The sequence below is a fragment of the Paracoccus versutus genome (assembly GCF_000763885.1).
Taxonomy (GTDB): Bacteria; Pseudomonadota; Alphaproteobacteria; order Rhodobacterales; family Rhodobacteraceae; genus Paracoccus; species Paracoccus versutus.
Genome location: NZ_JRKO01000022.1, coordinates 20417 through 40606, shown reverse-complemented (window position 1 = coordinate 40606; position 20190 = coordinate 20417). Strand labels below are relative to the sequence as shown.

Below are 20190 nucleotides of genomic sequence, written 5' to 3'. Positions count from 1 at the left end.
ACGCCGAATGTCTGTTTTGGGCTCCTCCCCGCCGTTCAGGAACTGCGGGGCGACATGCGCGCACCATAGCCCGTCAGACAAGCCGGGCTTTTGCCGAGATCGGCGCGCTTACACCATCATCTCCTTGGTCGCCGTCAGCTTCAGATCGGGATGGTCGCGCTCTACGCGGTCGATGTCCCATTGCAGCCGCGTCAGGTAAACCAGGTCGCCGTCATGGTCCTGCGCCATATGGCCCTTGTTCGTATTGGCGAAAGCCTCGACCTTGTCCTTGGGCCCGGACACCCAGCGCGCGCTGGTGAATTGCGAGGATTCGAAGCGCACCGGCAGGCCGTATTCCAGCTCGATGCGGCTGGCCAGCACCTCGAATTGCAGCGCCCCCACCACGCCGACGATGAAGCCCGAGCCGATCATCGGCTTGAACACCTTGGCCGCGCCCTCCTCGGCGAATTGCATCAGCGCCTTTTCCAGGTGCTTGGCCTTCATCGGATCGCCCGCGCGCACCGTCTGCAAAAGCTCGGGCGCAAAGGAGGGGATGCCGGTAAAGCGCAGCGCCTCGCCCTCGGTCAGCGCGTCGCCGATGCGCAGCTGGCCGTGGTTCGGGATGCCGATGATGTCGCCGGCCCAGGCCTCCTCGGCCAGCTCGCGGTCGGCGGCCAGGAACAGGACCGGGTTGCTGACTGCCATCGGCTTCTTGGACCGGACGTGCAACAGCTTCATCCCGCGCTCGAAATGCCCCGAGGCCAGGCGGACGAAGGCCACCCGGTCGCGATGCTTGGGGTCCATGTTGGCCTGCACCTTGAAGACGAAGCCCGTCACCGGCTTTTCCTCGGGGGCGATCTGGCGCTCGGCGGCGTTCTGCGGCTGCGGCTGGGGGCCGAACTCGCCGATGCCGGTCATCAGCTCCTTGACGCCGAAGCTGTTGATGGCGGAACCGAACCAGATCGGCGTCATGTGCCCTTCCAGGAAGGACTTGCGGTCGAAGGCGGGCAGCAGTTCGCGCGCCATCTCCAGCTCTTCGCGCAGCTTTTCCAGCAGGTCGGCGGGGACATGCTCGGCCAGCCTCGGATCGTCGAGCCCGCTGATCTGGATCGACTCGGCCACCTTGTTGCGGTCGGCGCGGTCCATGATCTCCAGCCGGTCGTTGAGCAGGTCGTAGGCGCCGATGAAGTCGCGACCCATGCCGATGGGCCAGCTGACCGGCGCCACGTCGATGGCCAGGTTTTCCTGGATCTCGTCGATGATCTCGAAGGTGTCGCGGCTTTCGCGGTCCATCTTGTTGCAGAAGGTCAGGATCGGCAGGTCGCGCAGCCGGCAGACCTCGAAGAGCTTGCGGGTCTGGCTTTCGACGCCCTTGGCGCCGTCGATCACCATGATCGCCGCATCCACCGCGGTCAGCGTGCGATAGGTGTCCTCGGAGAAATCGCTGTGGCCGGGCGTGTCCACCAGGTTGAAGCGATAGGGCCCGAAATCGAAGCTCATGGCCGAGGCGGAGACCGAAATCCCTCGGTCCTGCTCCATCTTCATGAAGTCCGAGCGCGTGCGCCGCGCCTCGCCCTTGGCGCGGACCTGGCCGGCCATCTGGATCGCGCCGCCGAACAGCAGGAACTTTTCGGTCAGCGTGGTCTTGCCCGCGTCCGGGTGCGAGATGATCGCAAAGGTGCGGCGGCGGGCGATTTCGGGCGGAAGTTCGGGACGGTTCATCATGCCCGGCCGTTTAGCGCGCGCCGCGCACAGTCTCAAATGGAATCGCGGCCCAGAGGGAATCGGGCTCGAACGGAATCGCGGATCAGACGAATTGTTCGCGGATCAGCCGTTCCTCCAGCCCGTGGCCGGGGTCGAAAAGCAGGTGATGGCGGATGGTGTTTTCCGAACGGATCTCGACCCACAGCACCGAATCGACGCCGCGCGAATCGGCATCGGCCATCACCGGCCGCTTGTCGGGGTCCAGCACGTCGATGCGCACCGTCGCCGACTTGGGCAGGATCGCACCGCGCCAGCGCCGCGGCCGGAAGGGCGCGATCGCGGTCAGCGCCAGCACGTCCGAGCCCAGGGGCAGGATCGGCCCGTTCGCCGAATAGTTGTAGGCGGTCGAGCCCGCCGGGGTCGACAGCAACATACCGTCGCAGATCAGCTCCTCCAGCCGCACCCGGCCGTTCACGCTGATGCGCAGCCGCGCCGCCTGCGGTCCGGCGCGCAGCATGCTGACCTCGTTGATCGCCAGCGCGCAATGCTCGTGCCCGTCGGTGGTGCCGGCGGTCATGGCCAGGGGATTGACCACGGTTTCCTCGGCGGCGCGGATGCGGCCGGGCAGGTCGTCCTCGGAATAGGGGTTCATCAGAAAGCCCACGGTGCCCCTGTTCATGCCATAGACCGGCAGGCCGCGATTCTGGTGCATGACCGACAGCATCAGCCCGTCGCCGCCCAGCGCCACGATCACCTCGGCCTCGCGGATCGGCACATGGCCGTAGCGCGCGGACAGCGTCTCGGCGGCGGTCACGGCGGTTTCGGTGCTGGAGGCGATGAAATGCATCTTCATGCGGCCATCATGGCCAGCCGCCGGGCGGAAGCAAGTCCCGGCGACGCATGGAATATCTACCACCAAGGCGTCGCATCCGTCCTAGCGGGGCGCGGCGAAAGGCGCTAGAAGGCCGGCAAGCCGCTTTTTGCATGAGGACCAGATGACCGACACCGGATTCTTCACCGAGACGCTGGACAGCCGCGACCCCGACATCTTCGGCGCCATCCGCAAGGAACTTGGCCGCCAGCGCGACGAGATCGAGCTGATCGCCTCGGAAAACATCGTCTCCAAGGCCGTGCTGGAAGCGCAGGGCTCGGTGCTGACGAACAAATATGCCGAGGGCTATCCGGGCAAGCGCTATTACGGCGGCTGCCAGTATGTCGACATCGTCGAGGAACTGGCGATCGAGCGCGCCAAGGAACTGTTCGGCTGCGCATATGCCAACGTCCAGCCGAACTCGGGCAGCCAGATGAACCAGGCGGTGTTCCTGGCGCTTCTGCAGCCGGGCGACACCTTCATGGGCCTCGACCTGAACTCGGGCGGGCACCTGACGCATGGCTCGCCGGTCAACATGTCCGGCAAGTGGTTCAACGTCGTCAGCTACGGCGTGCGCCAGCAGGACCAGCTGCTCGACATGGAAGAGATCCGCAAGAAGGCGCATGAGAGCAAGCCCAAGCTGATCCTGGCCGGCGGCACCGCCTATTCGCGCGTCTGGGACTGGGCTGAATTCCGCAAGATCGCGGACGAGGTCGGCGCCTGGCTGATGGTGGACATGGCCCATATCGCGGGCCTGGTGGCCGGCGGCCAGCATCCCTCGCCGCTGCCGCACGCCCATGTCGTGACCACCACCACCCACAAGTCGCTGCGCGGCCCGCGCGGGGGCATGGTGCTGACCAACGACGCCGACATCGCGAAAAAGATCAACTCGGCCGTCTTCCCCGGCCTTCAGGGCGGCCCGCTGATGCATGTCATCGCCGCCAAGGCCGTGGCCTTCGGCGAGGCGCTGCGCCCCGAGTTCAAGGACTATGCCGCGCAGGTCGTCGCCAATGCGCGCGCCATGGCGGACGAGCTGATGAAGGGCGGCATCGACATCGTCTCGGGCGGCACCGACAACCACCTGTGCCTGGCCGACCTGCGCCCGAAAGGCGTGACCGGCAAGGCGACCGAGGCGGCGCTGGGTCGCGCCCACATCACCTGCAACAAGAACGGCGTGCCCTTCGACCCCGAAAAGCCCTTCGTGACCTCGGGCATCCGCCTGGGCGCCCCCGCCGGCACCACTCGCGGCTTCAAGGAAGAAGAGTTCCGCCAGATCGCCCGCTGGATCGTCGAGGTCGTCGATGGCCTTGCCGCGAACGGCGAGGAAGGCAATGCCGAGGTGGAAGCCCGCGTCAAGGCCGAGGTCGAGACGCTTTGCGCCCGCTTCCCGCTTTATAACGGTATGTAATCCCGGCGCGGCGCGGGTTCGTTCGGACCCGCGCCGCCCCTTAATGCCCGGCCAGCCGTTGCCCCGGCCGGACAGCAGGGCGCCACCGGCACCTGGGCCGGCATCCGGGCCTCTCCCTCCTTTGCCGTCCCGCCCAGCCGGCACAGTTCCTCGCTTCGCCCGGCAGCGCCGAACCTATCACAAGGCGCACAACCCGGAGCCGACCGCGCGGCTGTCCTGACGCCAGCGGCGACGGTGCTGCAAGTCCACCGGAGCCAGTCGAGCCGGCTTCAAAGCGGGCGATGCGGACAAGGCGTGCGGCGGGGCCCCTTCACGAATCGCAACACCTTCGCCGGCAGGGAGCAAGCGACGCTCAGTCAGCTCACGGCGACTGCGGCTAGCGTGCTGGCTTGGCACAGATGCTGCGGCCACGCCCCCGGCGACGGCCCTGACAATCTTTGGAAAAAGCGGTAATCCATCGCAAACAATTGATCTATATCAAAAACAAGTATGCGACTGCTCTTCCAGCAAGGCGCACGGCAAGTCTCTGCACAAATCGGAACATCTTCATCGGCGCAGAGCAAGCGCCGTTCCGATCAGCCCGCGGCGGCCTTTCCGGCGCAAGACGCCCAGTTCGGCGCAGATGACTGAACCGCGCGGCCACTCCATCCCCGGCGACGGCCTGGTCTTGCAAGAAGCGCGATCCAACGTAACCCGTGGATCCGGCTGAAAAGCAGGCCTTCCGAGAGGAACGTGGGACGGCCTCTCCACGAATCGCGACACCCTTGCCGGCGCCCGGCAAGCGACCCTCAGATCAGCCCGCGGCGGGTCATGATCCAGAGGGCGACGGCCCCCAGCAGCAGCAGGCCGAACAGCACGCTGGCCGCGATGCTGGCCGCGCCGCCCCGCAGCCGCATCCCCTGCCCCAGCGGCCGCAGATAGGCCGTCAGCGCCTTGTGCGCATGTTCCAGTCGCGTGAAATCCACTTGGCGCGCCAGCTTGGGCTGGCCGGCCTTGCGGTCGGCCTCGGCCAGGATGCGCGCCTCGCGCCGCAGCCGCCGCGGCAGCGCGCCGCCGCGCTTGCGCAGCATGCTTTCCAGATCGGCCTGCTGGCCGCGCCTGAGGCCGCCGAACCGCGCCGCCATCAGGCTGGCGACCTCGTCCGCCATCGGCCGGATGCTTTCGATGCCCATCGCCCCCATCCCGTTTTCGCCAAGGCTAGCGCCTCTGGCGCCGCTTCGCCAGTGCCGCTAGGCTGCGCGCATGATGCTGAACATGACGATGACAGGAATGGATTCGGATCGCCCGCCGGTGCTGCTGGCACATGGGCTGTTCGGATCGGGGCGCAACCTGGGCGGCCTTGCGCGGCGGCTGGGGGAAAGCCGGCGGGTGATCTCAGTCGACATGCGCAACCATGGCGACAGTTTCCACGATCCCGACCATGGCTATGCCGCGCTGGCCGGCGACCTGGCCCAGGTGATCGCGGCGCAGGGCGGCCGGGCGGATGTTCTGGGGCATTCGATGGGCGGCAAGGCCGCGATGATGCTGGCGCTGACGCAGCCCGACCTGGTGCGCCGGCTGGTCGTCATGGACATCGCCCCCTTTGCCTATGGCCACAGCCAGAGCGGCTTGATCGACGCGATGGAGGCGGTGGACCTTGCCGGGCTTCGCCTGCGCTCCGAGGCGGATGCGCGGCTGGCCGAACACGTCGCCGATCCGGGCGTGCGGGCGTTTCTGCTGCAATCGCTGGACCTCAAGGCCGATCCGCCGCGCTGGAAGTTCAACCTCCCGGCGTTGCGGGACCAGATGCCCCGGCTGGTCGGCTGGCCTGAAGCGCCCAAGGGTGGTTTCACCGGCCCCGCGCTGTTCCTGGCCGGAGCGGATTCGGATTACTGCCGCGCGCCGCAAGCCGAGGCGATCCGCGAATATTTCCCCCAGGCCGAGATCCGCGTCATCCCCGGCACGGGACATTGGCTGCATGCCGACCGCCCGGCCGAGGTCGCCGAGGCGGTGGCAGCCTTCCTGGACTGATCCCGCCGGCGGCACGGGCCCTTCAGCCGTCGGGACAGCGCAGCGACAGCCGCGCCTCGCCGGTATCGCCGGGGATGCGGCTGCGCAGGCTGTTCGGAATCGCCTGGCATCCGGTCGTCCGCTCGGCGGCGATCACCATCAGCTCCGGCACCACTGCCCGCGCATCCCGGCCAAGGTAGCCCAGGCGGATCACCTCTGCCTGGCTGCCGTCGTGAAAGACGGCGAAGCGGATGCCCTCCAGCGTGATGTCATGCCGCTGGGCACCGAAAAACTGCGGCGCAGGCGAGGCGCAGGCGGAAAGGAACAGCACAAGAAGCAGAATCACACGCATGACGCCTGTCTAGCGACCAACGGTTAAGAAAGCCTTAACAGGCGGGGAACCCCGGCCGGGGGCAGGCGTTGATCCCAAAGGAAAATCCACGCAGGAGACTGAATATGCGTAAAATTATTCACGTTTCGCCCCTGCTTGCACTGCTGGTCCTGGCCGCCTGCCAGACGGTGCAGGGCGCCGGGCGCGACCTGCAAAGCGCCGGACAGGCGATCAGCCGGGAAAGCCAGGAAGCCCAGGCCGGCATGTGACCCGCCTCAGGCGGCCCGGTTGCAGTCCTCGCAAACGGGGGTGTCCGGCAGCAGTTCCAGCCGTGCCGGCAGGATGCTGGTCCCGCAACCCGTGCAAACCCCGTATTGGCCGCTTTCCATGCGGCGCAGGGCTGCCTCTATACGCTCCACCTCGATCTGCTGGACCCTGCCGAGCGCGTGAAAGACCCTCTCTTGCGCGGCTTTCGCATCCTGCGGGCCGGCAGGGCGCAATGCCTTTCCGATAGAGGCAAGGTCGGCAAGAAGCGCCCGGCGCCGCATGATCAGCATGGTCTTGCGCGCATTCAGGTCCATGGAACTTCCTCTCTTGGTCCCGGCGTTCTGGCACAGCTGCGCGGCGGCCCGCTTGACTTGCGTCAAGTTGTCACGGGGCCGCGCGGCGGGCCCCGCCCAGCCGGATCGGCCGGGATCCGCCTGCGGGAGCGTCCCTTTCAAGACAATCCTTGCCGATCGGGCGCCCACTGCCACGGCTGTGACTTGAGCGGCTTGCCAAGGAGATTAGGCTTTGCCGACAACGAGCAGAAAAAAAGAAAGGAACGAGCATGCGTCGGATGGTTACGGTCGGCCTTTGCCTGGCCGGCATGGCGGTCGCGGGCTGCGAGACGATGCAGGGCGCGGGGCGGGACATGCAGACCGCGGGACAGTTGCTGAGCGAACAGGCGGCAAACAGCCAGGTGCAGATGGGACAGCCGGCCCCCTATGGAGCCGCACCGGCCCCTTATACGCCGCCGGAAGTGGCGCCCGCGCCCTATTGAGCCAGGCGGCCGGCCGGCTGTCCAGGCCGTCGCGGGCTAGGCCGCGCCCGTCTCCTTGCCGGCCAACCGCGACAGGAGCCGGTCCAGCGCGGCGGCATCCGGCCCCAGTTCGGCCAGCAGATCGGCCTGGAACGCCTCGGCGATGCGGCCCAGCCGCAGCATCAGCGCCTGCCCCTGGGGCGTCAGTTCCAGCACGATCAGCCGCCGGTCGGCGTCGTTGCCCGATTTCCGAACCAACCCCGCCCCCTGCAGGCGCGAGGCGGCACGGCTGACCACGGACTTGTCCAGGTTCACGCGGGCATGGATGTCGCGGATGCTGACCGCGCCGGAATGGTCCAGATGCGCCAGCACCCGCCATTCGGGGATGGTCAGCCCCGCCTCGGCCTCGTAGAGCGCGGCGAATCGGCGGCTGACCTGCGCCGCCGCCACGGACAGGCGATAGGGCAGGAAAGCGTCCAGCCGAAAGGTCATGGGGCACCCCTTTTTCCGGCCAGAACAGCAAGGATTCGTCGCCTTGGCAACAGGAATGGGCGGCGCTTGACAGGCCTGCGGCCCAGGCGGCATAATCGTTGCAACTGCAATGATCTTGCAGGGAGGAGCCCGATGACCAGCCCTGCTCTGCCCGGCGGCATGATCCGCGCGGCCGTCACCACCGGCACGCATCCGGGCTACATGCCCGGCTTTGGCAACGATTTCGAAACCGAGGCCCTGCCCGGCACCCTGCCGCAGGGCCAGAACAGCCCGCAGAAATGCGCCTATGGGCTTTATGCCGAGCAGCTTTCCGGCACCGCCTTCACCGCGCCGCGCGGCCGGAACGAGCGGACCTGGTGCTATCGCATCCGCCCCTCGGTCCGGCATACCGGCGATTTCGCCGCGATCGAGCTGCCCTATTGGAAGACGGCGCCGAATGTGCGCGACGACATCGTCAGCCTGGGGCAGTATCGCTGGGATCCGATCCCGGTCCCGGAAGAGGCGCTGACCTGGATCACCGGCATGCGCACCATGACCACCGCCGGCGACGTGAACATCCAGGTCGGCATGGCCAGCCATGTCTACCTGGTCACGCGTTCGATGCAGGACGAATATTTCTTCTCGGCCGACAGCGAATTGCTGGTGGTCCCGCAGGAGGGCCGGCTGCGCTTTTGCACCGAGCTGGGGGTGATCGACCTGGAGCCGCGGGAAATCGCCATCATCCCGCGCGGTCTGGTCCATCGCGTCGAAGTGCTGGAGGGCCCCTGCCGCGGCTTCGTCTGCGAGAATTACGGGCAGAAGTTCGACCTGCCGAACCGCGGCCCCATCGGTGCCAATTGCCTGGCCAATCCGCGCGACTTCAAATGCCCGGTCGCGGCCTTCGAGAACCGCGAGGCGCGTTCCCGCGTGGTGATCAAGTGGTGCGGCCGGTTCCACGAGACCTGGATCGACCACAGCCCGCTGGACGTGGTGGCATGGCATGGCAATTACTGCGCCTATAAATACGACCTGCGGACCTATTCGCCCGTCGGCGCGGTGCTGTTCGACCATCCCGACCCGTCGATCTTTACCGTGCTGACCGCGCCCTCGGGGCAGGAGGGGACGGCGAATATCGATTTCGTGCTGTTCCGCGAGCGCTGGCAGGTGGCCGAACACAGCTTCCGCCCGCCCTGGTATCACAAGAACATCATGTCCGAGCTGATGGGCAATATCTATGGCATCTACGACGCCAAGCCGCAGGGCTTCGCGCCGGGCGGCATCAGCCTGCACAATTGCATGCTGCCGCATGGGCCGGACCGCGGCGCCTTCGAGGGTGCCTCGAACGCCGCGCTGAAGCCCGAGAAGCTGGACAACACCATGTCCTTCATGTTCGAAACCCGCTTTCCCCAGCACCTGACCGAATTCGCCGCCCGCGAGGCACCGATGCAGCGCGACTATGTCCAGGTCTGGCAGCAGCTGGAGAAGAAGTTCGACGGAACACCCGGCGGCCAATAGGCGGGTAGCGTTGCGGTGCATCAATCCGCCCGCTCGCCCCCGCCGAACGGCTTGAGCGTCGGGGGCGAAGAAGGACGCGGGCAGCATTCCCCGCCTTTCCCGGCGCGGCGCCGGGATCAAGGCGGGCAGCCGCCAGCCAGAACCGGCGTGCCGGGCCGAAGGCGACGGCGCGCCGCCTGCCGCGCTCAGACCGCGGGCAGGCCCACCCCGCCGGCCGAGGCCGCGCTCAGCGCGACGAAGTTCAGCGCCTGCTGGCGGATGGCCGCCGCCAGTTCCTGGCGGGCCGAGAGCAGGCTGCGCTCGGCGTCCAGGACCGGGAAGAAATCCGCCTCGCCCAGCTCATAGGAGCTGCGGGTCAGGTTCACCGTCTCGCGCGCATTCTCGACCAGCCGCGATTGCGCGGCGACAGCGCGGGCGTCGCGGTTATAGCCGGCCAGCGCGTTCTCGACCTCCTCGACCGCACCCAGCACCGCGGCCTGCCAGGCCAGCCGCGCCTGTTCCGCCCGCGCCTGCGCCGCGGAAAGCCGGGCCTGGTTCGCGCCGCCCGAAAACAGCGGCAGCGAGATCTGCGGCCCGAAGCCCCAGGTCTTGCCATTCGTCGGCGTGATCGAGCCCGAAAGCGTCAGCCGCGGATAGAAGGCCGCCTGCGCCTCGCCGACATCGGCGGCGGCGGCGGCGAGGTTGCGCTCGGCCATGCGCACGTCGGGGCGGACGCGGACCACATCCGCCGGCACGCCGACGCTGGCGCTGTAGCGCGCGCGCGGCTGGCCGCCACCCTGGCGCAGTTGCGCCGCAAGCTCGGCGCTGCGCCCGGCGGTCAGCGTGGCCAGCCGGTTCACCGACTGGTCGAAGCCGACCTCGAGACCCGGCAGCGCCGCCTCGGCCTGCGCCACCAGCTGCTCGGCCTGCAGGACTTCCAGCCGCGAGACGCTGCCGAAGGCGTCCTGGGTGCGGGTCATCTCCAGCGTGCGGCGGCGGCTTTCCAGGCTCTGCCGGGTCAGCGCCAGCGCCTCCTGGTAATAACGCGCGTCGACATAGGCCGAGGCGATGGCGCTGGCCACGGTCAGCCGCGCCACCTCGGCCGACAGATAGGCCGCGTCCAGCCGGGCCGAGGCGCCCTGCCGCGCCGCGCGGGTCGAGCCGAACAAGTCGACCAGCCAGGACACGCCCAGCGTGGCGGAGCTGGTCTCGACGATCCCGGTCTCGCTGCGGCTGCGCGCGGCCGAGCCCTGCACATCCACCTGCGGCAGGTCGCTGGCGCCGATCAACTGGGCGTTGGCCTGGGCCTCGCGGATGGTGGCGACGGCGGTTTGCACGTCCAGGTTGCGCCGCAGCCCGGTGGCGATCAGCGCGTCCAGCCGCTTGTCGCGGAACGCGGCCCACCAGGCATTCGCCCCGGCGCGGCGGGCGGGCGAATCGGCGGCGAACTCGGCCGCCAGCTCGGCGCGGGGCGCGGCATAGCGGACCGGGTTGCAGGCCGCCAGCGCCAGGCTGGAGACGAGCCCGCCCAAGATGCCGCGGCGGGAGAAAGGCAAGGTCTGGGTCATCCGAAACTCTCTGTTGGGTGGCCCGGATTGCGGGCGCGAAAGGAACGGGCAGGGACGGTTCTCAACCGCCCCTGCCATGGGCTGCGGCGCGACTCAAGCGGCCGTATCGCCGCGGATGGGCGCGGACTCGCGGCGGCCGGTCGCCCGGCTGAACAGGCCCAGCACGAAGACGAAGAACACCGGCACGAAGAACACCGCCAGCACAGTGGCCGCGACCATGCCGCCGATGACCCCGGTGCCGATGGCGTTCTGGCTGGCCGCCGACGGTCCGGTGGCGATGGCCAAAGGCACCACGCCCAGCGTGAAGGCCAGCGAGGTCATCAGGATCGGCCGGAAGCGCAGCTTCGCCGCCGTCACCGCCGCCTCGATCAGGCTTTGGCCCTCGTCGCGCAGATCCTTGGCGAATTCGACGATCAGGATGGCGTTCTTGGCCGAAAGCCCGATGATCGCGATCAGCCCGACCTTGAAATAGATGTCGTTGGGCATGTCGCGCAGCATGACCGCGACGACGCAGCCCAAGACACCCAGGGGCACGACCAGCATCACCGACAGCGGGATCGACCAGCTTTCGTAAAGCCCGGACAGCAGCAGGAAGACGAACAGGATGCTCATGGCGTAAAGCAGCGTCGCCTGGCTGCCGGCCTGGATCTCCTCCAGCGACTGCCCGGTCCATTCGTAGCCGAAGCCCTGCGGCAGTTCGGCCGCCAGCCGCTCCATCTCGGCCATGGCGGCGCCGGAACTGTAGCCCGGCCCGGCGGCGCCGGCGATGCGGACCGCCGGATAGCCGTTATAGCCCACGACCTGCGACGGCCCCTGTTCCCACGCCACGCTGGCGAAGGACGAAAACGGCACCATCCCGCCATTGGCGTTGCGCACGGTCAGCGCCAGGATGTCCTCGGCCTGCATGCGCGAGTCCTCCTCGGCCTGCATGACCACGCGCTGCATCTTCCCGGCATTGGGGAAGTCGTTGATATAGGCCGAGCCGAGGTATTGCGAGATCGTCGCCGAGATGTCGGCGAAGGTCACGCCGAAGGCATTGGCCTTTTCGCGGTCGATGGTGACAAAGACCTGCGCGGCCGAGGGCAGCCCCTCGATCCGCAGCCCGGTGGCGATGCCGTTTTCCTGGGCCTGGGCAATGATCTGCTGGGCGGCGGCCAGCAGCGCCTCCTGCCCCTGCCCGCCGCGGTCCTGCAGGCGGAAGCTGAAGCCGCCGGTGGCGCCGAAGCCGGGGATCGGCGGCGGCGACAGCGCGAAGGCCTGCGCGTCCTGATAGCCGAACATCTGCATGTTCGCGGCATTGGCGATGTCCTGCGCCGATTGCTCGCGCTCGGCCCAGTCCTTGAAGGTGACGAACATCAGCCCCGCATTCGGCCCCTGCCCCGAAAAGCTGAAGCCGCGGATCGCCACGGTATTCTCGACCGCCTCGTTCTGCTGGAACATCTGCGTGGCCTGGGCCAGCACCTCGTCGGTGCGGTTGGAACTGGCCGTGGCCGGGGTCTGGATGTCGGCGATGATGAAGCCCTGGTCCTCGTTCGGCAGGAAGCTGGAGGGCAGGCGCAGGAAGCCCATGGCCGTCGCCCCGACCAGCACCAGGTAGAAAGCCATCATCACCAGCCGCCGCCGCGTGACCAGCCCGACCGCGCCGGTATAGCGGTCGGTCAGCCGGTCGAAATTGCGGTTGAACCAGCCGAAGAAGCCCTTCCTTTCGTGATGGCCGCTGATCGGCTTGAGGAAGGTCGCGCAAAGCGCCGGGGTCAGCGTCAGCGCCAGGAAGGCCGAGAACAGGATCGACACCACCATGGTCAGCGCGAACTGGCGATAGATGATGCCCGACGAGCCGGGAAAGAAGGCCATCGGCACGAAGACCGCCGCCAGGACCAGCGTGATGCCGACGATGGCGCCCGAGATCTGGCCCATGGCCTTTTCGGTGGCCTCGCGCGGCGGCAGGCCCTCGGTCGCCATGATGCGTTCCACGTTTTCGATCACCACGATGGCATCGTCGACCAGGATGCCGATGGCCAGCACCATGGCGAACATGGTCAGCACGTTGATCGAGAACCCCGCCGCCAGCATGACCGCCACCGTCCCCATCAGCGCGATGGGCACGACGATGGTCGGGATGATGGTATAGCGGAAATTCTGCAGGAACAGGAACATCACCACGAAGACCAGCGCCATGGCCTCGACCAGCGTATGCAGCACCTTCTCGATCGAAGCCTCGACGAAGGGGGTGGTGTCGTAGGGGATGGTGTAGCTCACCCCCTCGGGGAAGAACTGCGACAGCTCCTCCATCTTCTGGTGCACCGCTTCCGAGGTGTTCAGCGCATTGCCGGTGGCCGACAGCTGGACACCCAGCGCCGCCGCCGGCTTGCCGTTGATGCGCGAGGCGAAGCTGTAGCTTTCCGCCCCCACTTCCAGCCGCGCCACGTCGCGAAGCAGCACAGTCGAGCCGTCGGGATTGGCGCGCAGCACGATCTTGCCGAACTCGTCCACGTCGTCGAGCTGACCCTTGATCAGCACGGTCGCGGTCAGCTGCTGGCCGATGGGGTTCGGGTCGGCGCCGACCTTGCCCGCCGCCACCTGCGCGTTCTGCGCCCGCACCGCCGCCACGATCTCGGCCGAGCTGAGGTTCAGCCCGGTCATCTTGGCCGGATCGACCCAGATGCGCAGCGCGCGTTCCGGGGCAAAGACCTGCGCCCGGCCCACGCCCTCGATGCGGCGGATCTCGCCCACCACGTTGCGGTTCAGGTAATCGCCCAGCGCGATGTCGTCCAGCGAGCCGTCGTCCGAGGTCAGCGCCACCATCATCAGGAAGCCCGTGCCCGCCTCTTCGATCAGCACGCCCTGGTCGACCACGCTTTGCGGCAAGAGCGGCTCGACCCGCGCCACGGCATTCTGCACGTCGACCTGGGCGCGGGCGATGTCGGTGCCCGGCTCGAAGGTGGCGGTGATCGACATGGCCCCGGAACTGTCCGAGACCGATTCGTAATAGGCCAACCCCTCGACGCCGTTCAGCTCGTCCTCGATGGGCTGGGCGACCGCCTGGTTGATCTCGCCCGGCGCGGCGCCGGTATAGGCGGTCGAGATGGTGATCTGCGGCCAGGCCACCTGCGGATATTGCGCGACCGGCATCATCGGCAGCGCCAGCACGCCGGCGATGACGATGAAGATGGAAATCACCCAGGCCAGCACCGGCCGGTGAATGAAGAACCGTGCCATCGCCCTACTCCTGCGCGGGCGCTTCGGCGGCCGCGGCGGCGCCGGCCGGCACCCTGGGGGCCTCGACCGGCTGCGCCACCACCTTGGCATCGGGGTAAAGCTTCTGCGCCCCCAGCACCACGACGCGGTCGCCCGGCTCCAGCCCGCTTTCCACCAGCCAGCGGTTGTCGGTGGTCTGGCCCAGGGTCACGTCGCGGCGCTCGACCGTCTCGTCATCCTTCAGCGCATAGACATAGGCCTGGCCCGACTGGTCGCGCTGCACCGCCATCTGCGGCACGGTCAGGGCGTTGTCGCGCATGGCCTGCTCGATCCGCACCCGGACGTAAAGGCCGGGCAGCAGCTCGCCCTCGGGGTTCGGGAACTCGGCGCGCAGGGTGATCTGCCCGGTCGAGCTGTCCACGCTCGCCTCGGAAAACAGCAGCTTGCCGGGATGGGCATATTCGCTGCCGTCGTCGAAGATCAGCCGCACCGCCGCCTCGTCGGCCGACATCATCGCCAGCTGCCCCGCCGCCAGGGCCCGGCGCAGCGCAAAAAGCTCCGAGGAGGACTGGGTGAAATCCACATAGACCGGGTCGAGCTGCTGGATCGTCGCCATGATGTCGGTCTGGGCGTTGACCAGCGCCCCCTCGGTCACCAGCGCGCGGCCGACCACGCCGGCGATGGGCGCCGTCACCTCGGTATAGGAACGGTTCAGCTGCGCCTCTTGCAGCGAGGCGCGGGCAATGGCGACATCCGCCTGGGCCTGGGCCAGCGCGGTGGCGGCATTGTCCAGGTCGACCCCCGCCGTCACCTTGCGCTCGCGCAGGGCACGGGCGCGCTTTTCCTGGTCGGCGGCGTTCAGCGCGGTGGCCTCGGCACGGGCCAGCGCGCCCTGGGCGCTGGCGACGCGCACGTCATAGGGGGCCGGGTCGATGCGATAAAGCACATCGCCCGCCTCGACCTTGCCGCCCTGTTCGAAGACACGTTCGACGACGATGCCGCCGACGCGGGGCCGCACCTCGGCGATGCGGGTCGCGGCGACTCGGCCGGGCAGTTCGTTCACCACCGGCAGCGCCTCGGGCGTCATCACCTGCACGCTGACCTGGGGCGGCGGCAGTTGCTGCGCCGCCACCGGGGCGGCCGCCGTCAGGCAGCAAAGCACAAGCCCGGCGCAAAGGCCGGGAGACAGTCTCATGGTCATGGTTCTTTCCTGGGAGGGCTGAATGGTTGGGGGGAGGGGTCAGTCTCCGGCTGTGCCGGGGTCGCTTTCCGCGACCGCCATCAATTCATCAAGGATCTCATCGCGGGTTTCCTGGTCGAAGCGGTGGAAGCCGAAATATTCCAGGAAGGCCATGCCGTGCAGCGTCAGCAGCGCCATCAGCATCCGGCGCCGGTCGGCCGCCTCGGCCGCGACCGCCTCGGCATCGCCGGCCAGCACCTCGCGCATGATCTCGCGGCATTCGGCATGCTCGCCCATGCTGGCGCTGATCAGCAGCGCCATGTCCAGTTCCTCGTCGGTCGGAACCCGACGATATTCATCGATCAGCGCGCGCAGCCGGGCATTGGGCTCGCCCTCGTGCCGGGCGCGCACCTCGGCGAATCGCGCCCGGTGCTGGGCCATCTTGTGGCGGATGAAGGCGGCCAGCAGCCCGGCCTTGCTTTCGCAGTCATAGACCACGCTGGACTTGCTGATCCCGGCCTCCCTGGCCACCGCGTCGATGCTGAGCCCGGCAATGCCCGAGCGCCGCGCCACCCGTTCGATGGCGCCCATCAACTCGTCGCGGTCGATCGTGCGCTTGCGTCCCATATCCACCACCAAGATTTCAATACGGTCGTTCGTTTATAATTCTGACCCTCTCCTGTCAACCGCTTCTCCGCGTCGGATGCCGCAAGCCCTGCTTGACTCGCCGGGCCAGCCATAGGTATACCGACCTACCTACTTCGTGGAGGCGATGATGGAAGCTCCCCAGCCCCCAGCGCCGGAAAGCGCGCGCGAGCGGCTGCTCAAGGCGGCTGCCGTGCTGTTCTACAACAACGGCATCGGCGGGACCGGCATCGACGCCATCGTCGAGCGCGCCGGGGTGGCGAAGAAAAGCCTCTACAACAACTTTTCCTCCAAGGCCGACCTGGTGAACCAGTACCTGCAGGCGCGGCACGAGGAATGGCTGGGCCTCCATGAAGCTCGGGCGCGGGATGCCGAAACGCCCCGCGCGCGTGTGCTGGCGGTGTTCGACGCCTATCAGGACCATGCCGAGCATGAATACGAGCGCGGCTTTCGCGGCTGCGGGTTGCTGAACGCCGCCGCCGAACTGACCGCCGGCGACATCGGCCGCCAGGCCGTCCGCCGCCACAAGGAAGAGGTCGAAGCCCTGCTGGCCGCGCCCCTGGCCGAACTGCTGCCTGATGATCCCGACCGCGCGGCCCGGCTGGCGCAGCAGCTCTCCTTCCTGCTGGAAGGGGCCATCGCCCGCGCCGGGCTGGAAGGCACCAGCGCCCTGGTGCATGAGGCCCGCGCCATGGCCTCGGACATGCTGGAGGCGCTGTGAGCAGCCCGTCCAGGGATCACGGCATCGGCGTCGCCGCGGTCCTGTTCTCCTCGGTCGTCTGGGGCACCACCGGCACCGCCGCCACCTTCGCGCCCGAGGTCGGCCCGGCCGCCATCGGCGCGGCGGCGATGGGCGTCGGCGGGCTGCTGCAGGCGCTGCTGGCCGGCGGGCGCATCGCCCGCGCCCTGCCGGAACTGGCACGGCATTGGCGCAACCTGCTGCTTGGGGGGCTGGCGGTGGCGATCTATCCGCTGGCCTTCTACGCCTCGATGCGCCTGGCCGGGGTGACCATCGGCACGGTGGTGACCATCGGCTCGGCACCGCTGCTGTCGGCCCTGATCGAATGGCTTTTCGACGGCGCGCGGCTGTCGCGGCGTTGGCTGGCCGGGGCCTCGATCGGGCTTCTGGGCATGGTGCTGCTGTGCCTGGCCGAGGATGCGGGACACCAGGCCGGCGAGGGCGCGACCCTGCTCGGCATCGCGCTCGGCCTGGTCGGCGGGCTGACCTATGCGCTTTACTCCTGGACGGCGCGGCGGCTGATGCTGCGCGGCATCCACTCGCGCGTGGCGATGGGCACGACCTTCGGCATCGGTGGGCTGCTGCTGATGCCGGTGCTGGTCGCGACCGGCGGGCCGTTCCTGGCCTCGTGGGGGAATGCCGCGGTGGGCATCTACATGGCGCTGGTGCCGATGTTCCTGGGCTATGTCTGCTTCGGCATCGGCCTGGCGCGAATTTCCGCCAGCATGGCGACGACGATCACCCTGATCGAGCCGGTGATGGCGGCGATGCTGGCCATCCTGGTGGTGGGCGAGCGCCTGCCGGCGCTTGGCTGGATCGGCGTGGTGCTGGTCGTCTCCTGCCTGGTGGTGATCACCGTGCCGGTCAAGCTGAAGATGCGCCCGGTTCGCACCGTGCAGAAGGCATGAAAACCCGCCATGGCCAGGCTTGTGACCGGCACGGGACCCCCTGATGCCTCGCGGCTGTCCCATTGGCCGGGATCGCCCCCGCCCATCGCATCGGCCCTCGGCAGCGCCGTTCCGACACCGCCAGCCTGTCAAGCCGAGGCAGGAGTGCGCCTTGGTCGCACCTCCATTGCCCCTGGAAAAGAGCAATCGCCAAGGTGATGCTGACCAAGCGCGGCGCCGGTTGACTTCGCATAGGTGCCGAACGCGATGCGCGACCTGGCTCGAACCCGTGCCACCGCAATGCCGGTGCTGCACAAGGCGCGGAGGCACCTGCCGGGTTTTCCGCTGCGCCACGGTCGCAGCCATCCCGAAAGAAAATGCTGGCTGGATACCTGATCGGCGCACCTAATGTCGCCGCGCTCCCCACAGCAAGCGGAACAGATCCTGCTCCAAGACTGCCAAGACCGAATGCGGGTCGAGCATTTGCCAGGACGAATCAAGGAACTCCTCCCGAAGCCTGGCGCCGTTTATCCCAGGGGTATGCCACGTCGCGACCATTGGCGTTGTCGCCGAGGGCAGCGGGTTTCGACACTCCGATAATCCTCGGCGGCCGATTGCTTCTCTCGCACCGACACCGCCGAGCATTCGAACGGTACCGCCAGAGCGGGATCGGCAAGACCGGCAGAGGGCGTGCGCAACCATTCTTTCCAACCTGCAAGCGACCAGCCCCTTCCGCTTGTAAGGTTCTGGTGCGGTCATCTCCCCCCGCAAAAACACCCGCGGATTCGCCTTCCAGTTCGACCCGCATCTCTGTCCGCGCACATGTGGATCCAACGAAATCAAGCTGCGCAGCGCGGCCATGGCTTCCACCTTAATGTCCAAGGGGAACAGAACGGTGACGAAGTTAGTGATCTGGACCCGGTAAGCTCCCTGAGGCCGGGATGGCGTCGCAGGACAGGTGGCTCTGTCGCAATGGCGATGGCCACCCGCAGCTGCGCCCTCTGGGCTTCAAGCTTGCGCTCTCGGGTATCAGTCGAGATCAAGCAAGGACAACTCCCACAGGCACGTCTTCCCATTTCTTAACGTAAAATATTACGGAATAGCTGCCTATGCTCTCAACAAGGCAAGGGCATTGGCATAACGAGAGCTCCCCGATGACACACTCATCTGGCTACGCAAAAGGAAATGCCTGAGAACAAGATCAAGACCATCGCCTGATTCGAACTGGCTCACGCTATTGCTTCCGGTAAGTCTCTCGGTTCTCACCTTCAGCTCCGAAAGCTGCCTATCAATGGAAAGAGAGGAAAATCCGGTTCCAATACCATAAGCTCCTTCAAACACCTGGCGCAGAGGCTTAGACGCGAGAATTTGATACCATTTCGTATTTTCACTTGCATCTGAAGTCGCAATATTTAGCAATTCTCGCTGCGCGTTCAACGCCAGCTCAATTTCCGCATGCCTTTCCCCGATATTCCTCTCGAATGATCTCGACTCATATTTCTCAATAATCGCACCGACATCAACCCTAGCACCTTGCCCCTCCGACGAAAAATGGAGCGCCAAACCCTGATTCAGGGCAAGGTAACGCTTATCTGCAAGCCTATTTACCAAACTACCCTTATCGGCAGGATCGGATTCAATAACCTTTCTTAAAAAGAACTTGTTGTTAACGTCAGAATCCAACCCAAAGGCACGCAGCACGACCACCAACAGTTTTCTGTCATTGACCAGCTCTTCGGCAGTCTTAATGTTCTGAATGTTCTTCTGAAAATAATCCTTGGAAACCCTTATGTCATGACTCTTGAGAAAAGCGCTACGCTGCTTCACCATCGTACGCTCAAGAATCTTCCAGCCCGCATACCCTCCCGATCCCGCCTGAACATTATAACTCATGGCTTACCTATGGCCATTAACCTTGACTCCCTTGGAATAAGCAGTCTGAGCTTCCTAAAGGCCCCGTAGTAATCCCCTTCAATTACTGCATTGGAGGCGAAATCAAGCAAACTGCCACTGTCCAGATCACGAAAAACTTGAGACAACTGCTCTATACCGTAGAGAACCTGCCTTCGCCCCTCATCCTCAAGAGCATCTCCGGTGAGAACGAGTTGGCAGATATAGCATATCCTCGAAACCGGAGAGTTGACAGAATCTGGATGTATGGCATCTCTTAATCTAAGGATACTGGTATTCGGCGTAAGAATTGATACCTTGGAACGCTTATCGCCGTTTTCTATTACGGCACCGTTCACCAGAATTCTTTCGCGAGGAGCCAGCTTGAGAACAAGGCCTGTCATGAGTTCATGTCCCCTCGCAAACCCTTCATTATTCTGATGTTTATTTCTATGAGCGGCTCAGCAGAGGCGCGTTCCAACAGGATACGACGGCCTTGCTTGAGAGAGAAAAAAGCAAGCGATAGCAGGCCCGCCTTTACCTCTGGAGGTAGACTGTTTTCCTCATGGGCAAGATCGGCAGCTATGACAGTCCAAAGCTGGCTACTGGCGTTTACCGCCTCTATCATCGCATAACGATCATCGATTTTAGTTGCGTTCTTGAGCTTTTGCGTTACCTGGGAAAACGCAAAATACTCATTATCCCTGTCTGTTCGAACATGCCGCGAACCAAAATTCGTGTCAGTGCTTTGAAAATTTGCAAGCTTCACGTCAGGAGACCCATTCTAGACCTATATTGGAACGAAGGGCGCCCCA

At 66.2% G+C, this 20190-nt stretch carries 20 protein-coding genes; 7 read left to right on the top strand and 13 right to left on the bottom strand.

The features are described from left to right. Positions 1 to 108: 108 nt before the first annotated feature. Together IT40_RS11525 and IT40_RS11520 are read right to left on the bottom strand one after the other, a co-directional pair. On the bottom strand, positions 109 to 1704 hold the full coding sequence (locus IT40_RS11525) for a peptide chain release factor 3 (protein WP_036754887.1): 1596 nt from the start codon (positions 1702 to 1704) through the stop codon (positions 109 to 111). Positions 1705 to 1786: 82 nt separating this feature from the next. Continuing rightward, complete coding sequence (locus IT40_RS11520; RefSeq protein ID WP_036754884.1) at positions 1787 to 2536, bottom strand: NAD kinase; 750 nt, start codon at positions 2534 to 2536, stop codon at positions 1787 to 1789. Positions 2537 to 2678: 142 nt separating this feature from the next. Here IT40_RS11520 and glyA point away from each other — a divergent pair, with 142 nt between their 5' ends. Beyond that, a complete protein-coding gene (gene glyA / locus IT40_RS11515; protein ID WP_036754882.1) occupies positions 2679 to 3962 on the top strand; it encodes a serine hydroxymethyltransferase in 1284 nt (427 codons plus the stop codon). A gap of 788 nt (positions 3963 to 4750) precedes the next feature. Here glyA and IT40_RS11510 read toward each other — a convergent pair. Further along, the gene (locus IT40_RS11510; protein ID WP_036754880.1) at positions 4751 to 5134 is read right to left on the bottom strand and encodes a hypothetical protein; all 384 of its coding nucleotides are present in this window, start codon (positions 5132 to 5134) and stop codon (positions 4751 to 4753) included. A gap of 73 nt (positions 5135 to 5207) precedes the next feature. Here IT40_RS11510 and IT40_RS11505 point away from each other — a divergent pair, with 73 nt between their 5' ends. Further along, the gene (locus IT40_RS11505) at positions 5208 to 5972 is read left to right on the top strand and encodes an alpha/beta fold hydrolase (RefSeq protein WP_036755015.1); all 765 of its coding nucleotides are present in this window, start codon (positions 5208 to 5210) and stop codon (positions 5970 to 5972) included. A gap of 22 nt (positions 5973 to 5994) precedes the next feature. Here IT40_RS11505 and IT40_RS11500 read toward each other — a convergent pair whose 3' ends face one another. Next, positions 5995 to 6303: a hypothetical protein gene (locus IT40_RS11500; RefSeq protein WP_036754877.1), complete on the bottom strand. Its 309-nt coding sequence runs from the start codon at positions 6301 to 6303 to the stop codon at positions 5995 to 5997. Between the two features lie 104 nt (positions 6304 to 6407). Here IT40_RS11500 and IT40_RS11495 point away from each other — a divergent pair, with 104 nt between their 5' ends. Continuing rightward, a complete protein-coding gene (locus IT40_RS11495; RefSeq protein WP_036754874.1) occupies positions 6408 to 6551 on the top strand; it encodes an entericidin A/B family lipoprotein in 144 nt (47 codons plus the stop codon). Positions 6552 to 6557: 6 nt separating this feature from the next. Here the strand turns inward: IT40_RS11495 and IT40_RS11490 are convergent, their stop codons facing one another. Beyond that, complete coding sequence (locus IT40_RS11490; protein WP_036755014.1) at positions 6558 to 6863, bottom strand: TraR/DksA family transcriptional regulator; 306 nt, start codon at positions 6861 to 6863, stop codon at positions 6558 to 6560. Positions 6864 to 7111: 248 nt separating this feature from the next. Between IT40_RS11490 and IT40_RS11485 the strand changes: the two genes are divergently transcribed. Further along, entirely contained in the window at positions 7112 to 7324 is a 213-nt protein-coding gene (locus tag IT40_RS11485; protein WP_072462523.1) for an entericidin A/B family lipoprotein, read from the top strand. 36 nt (positions 7325 to 7360) lie between these two features. Here the strand turns inward: IT40_RS11485 and IT40_RS11480 are convergent, their stop codons facing one another. Next, positions 7361 to 7795 carry a MarR family winged helix-turn-helix transcriptional regulator gene (locus IT40_RS11480; RefSeq protein ID WP_036754869.1) on the bottom strand — a complete coding sequence of 145 codons (435 nt, stop codon included), beginning with the start codon at positions 7793 to 7795 and terminating at the stop codon, positions 7361 to 7363. 132 nt (positions 7796 to 7927) lie between these two features. Between IT40_RS11480 and hmgA the strand changes: the two genes are divergently transcribed. Then, complete coding sequence (gene hmgA / locus IT40_RS11475) at positions 7928 to 9289, top strand: homogentisate 1,2-dioxygenase (protein ID WP_036754866.1); 1362 nt, start codon at positions 7928 to 7930, stop codon at positions 9287 to 9289. 185 nt (positions 9290 to 9474) lie between these two features. On the opposite strand, the gene IT40_RS11470 is transcribed toward hmgA, so the two are convergent. From IT40_RS11470 to IT40_RS11455, 4 genes are all read right to left on the bottom strand, one after another. After that, on the bottom strand, positions 9475 to 10836 hold the full coding sequence (locus IT40_RS11470; RefSeq protein ID WP_036754864.1) for an efflux transporter outer membrane subunit: 1362 nt from the start codon (positions 10834 to 10836) through the stop codon (positions 9475 to 9477). A 93-nt stretch (positions 10837 to 10929) separates the two neighbouring features. Then, complete coding sequence (locus IT40_RS11465; RefSeq protein WP_036754862.1) at positions 10930 to 14055, bottom strand: efflux RND transporter permease subunit; 3126 nt, start codon at positions 14053 to 14055, stop codon at positions 10930 to 10932. A gap of 4 nt (positions 14056 to 14059) precedes the next feature. After that, positions 14060 to 15235, bottom strand: coding sequence for an efflux RND transporter periplasmic adaptor subunit (locus IT40_RS11460; protein ID WP_036754861.1), 1176 nt, complete (start codon positions 15233 to 15235; stop codon positions 14060 to 14062). Positions 15236 to 15274: 39 nt separating this feature from the next. Next, positions 15275 to 15841, bottom strand: a complete 567-nt coding sequence (locus IT40_RS11455) for a TetR/AcrR family transcriptional regulator (protein ID WP_036754860.1) — start codon at positions 15839 to 15841, stop codon at positions 15275 to 15277. A gap of 148 nt (positions 15842 to 15989) precedes the next feature. On the opposite strand from IT40_RS11455, the gene IT40_RS11450 reads away from it, so the two are divergent. Further along, positions 15990 to 16580, top strand: a complete 591-nt coding sequence (locus tag IT40_RS11450; RefSeq protein ID WP_036755013.1) for a TetR/AcrR family transcriptional regulator — start codon at positions 15990 to 15992, stop codon at positions 16578 to 16580. Further along, a complete protein-coding gene (locus IT40_RS11445) occupies positions 16577 to 17506 on the top strand; it encodes a DMT family transporter (RefSeq protein ID WP_036754859.1) in 930 nt (309 codons plus the stop codon). The genes IT40_RS11450 and IT40_RS11445 overlap by 4 nt, the downstream gene beginning before the upstream one ends. Positions 17507 to 18592: 1086 nt before the next feature. Here the strand turns inward: IT40_RS11445 and IT40_RS27540 are convergent. From IT40_RS27540 to IT40_RS27530, 3 genes are read right to left on the bottom strand one after another with little or no spacing between them, the layout of a single operon-like run. Then, the gene (locus IT40_RS27540; RefSeq protein ID WP_084197058.1) at positions 18593 to 19378 is read right to left on the bottom strand and encodes a DUF1217 domain-containing protein; all 786 of its coding nucleotides are present in this window, start codon (positions 19376 to 19378) and stop codon (positions 18593 to 18595) included. Then, positions 19375 to 19779, bottom strand: a complete 405-nt coding sequence (gene flbT / locus IT40_RS27535) for a flagellar biosynthesis repressor FlbT (protein WP_084197056.1) — start codon at positions 19777 to 19779, stop codon at positions 19375 to 19377. Before flbT ends, IT40_RS27540 begins: the two co-directional genes overlap by 4 nt. Further along, on the bottom strand, positions 19776 to 20144 hold the full coding sequence (locus tag IT40_RS27530) for a flagellar biosynthesis regulator FlaF (protein ID WP_084197054.1): 369 nt from the start codon (positions 20142 to 20144) through the stop codon (positions 19776 to 19778). Before IT40_RS27530 ends, flbT begins: the two co-directional genes overlap by 4 nt. Positions 20145 to 20190: the final 46 nt, after the last annotated feature.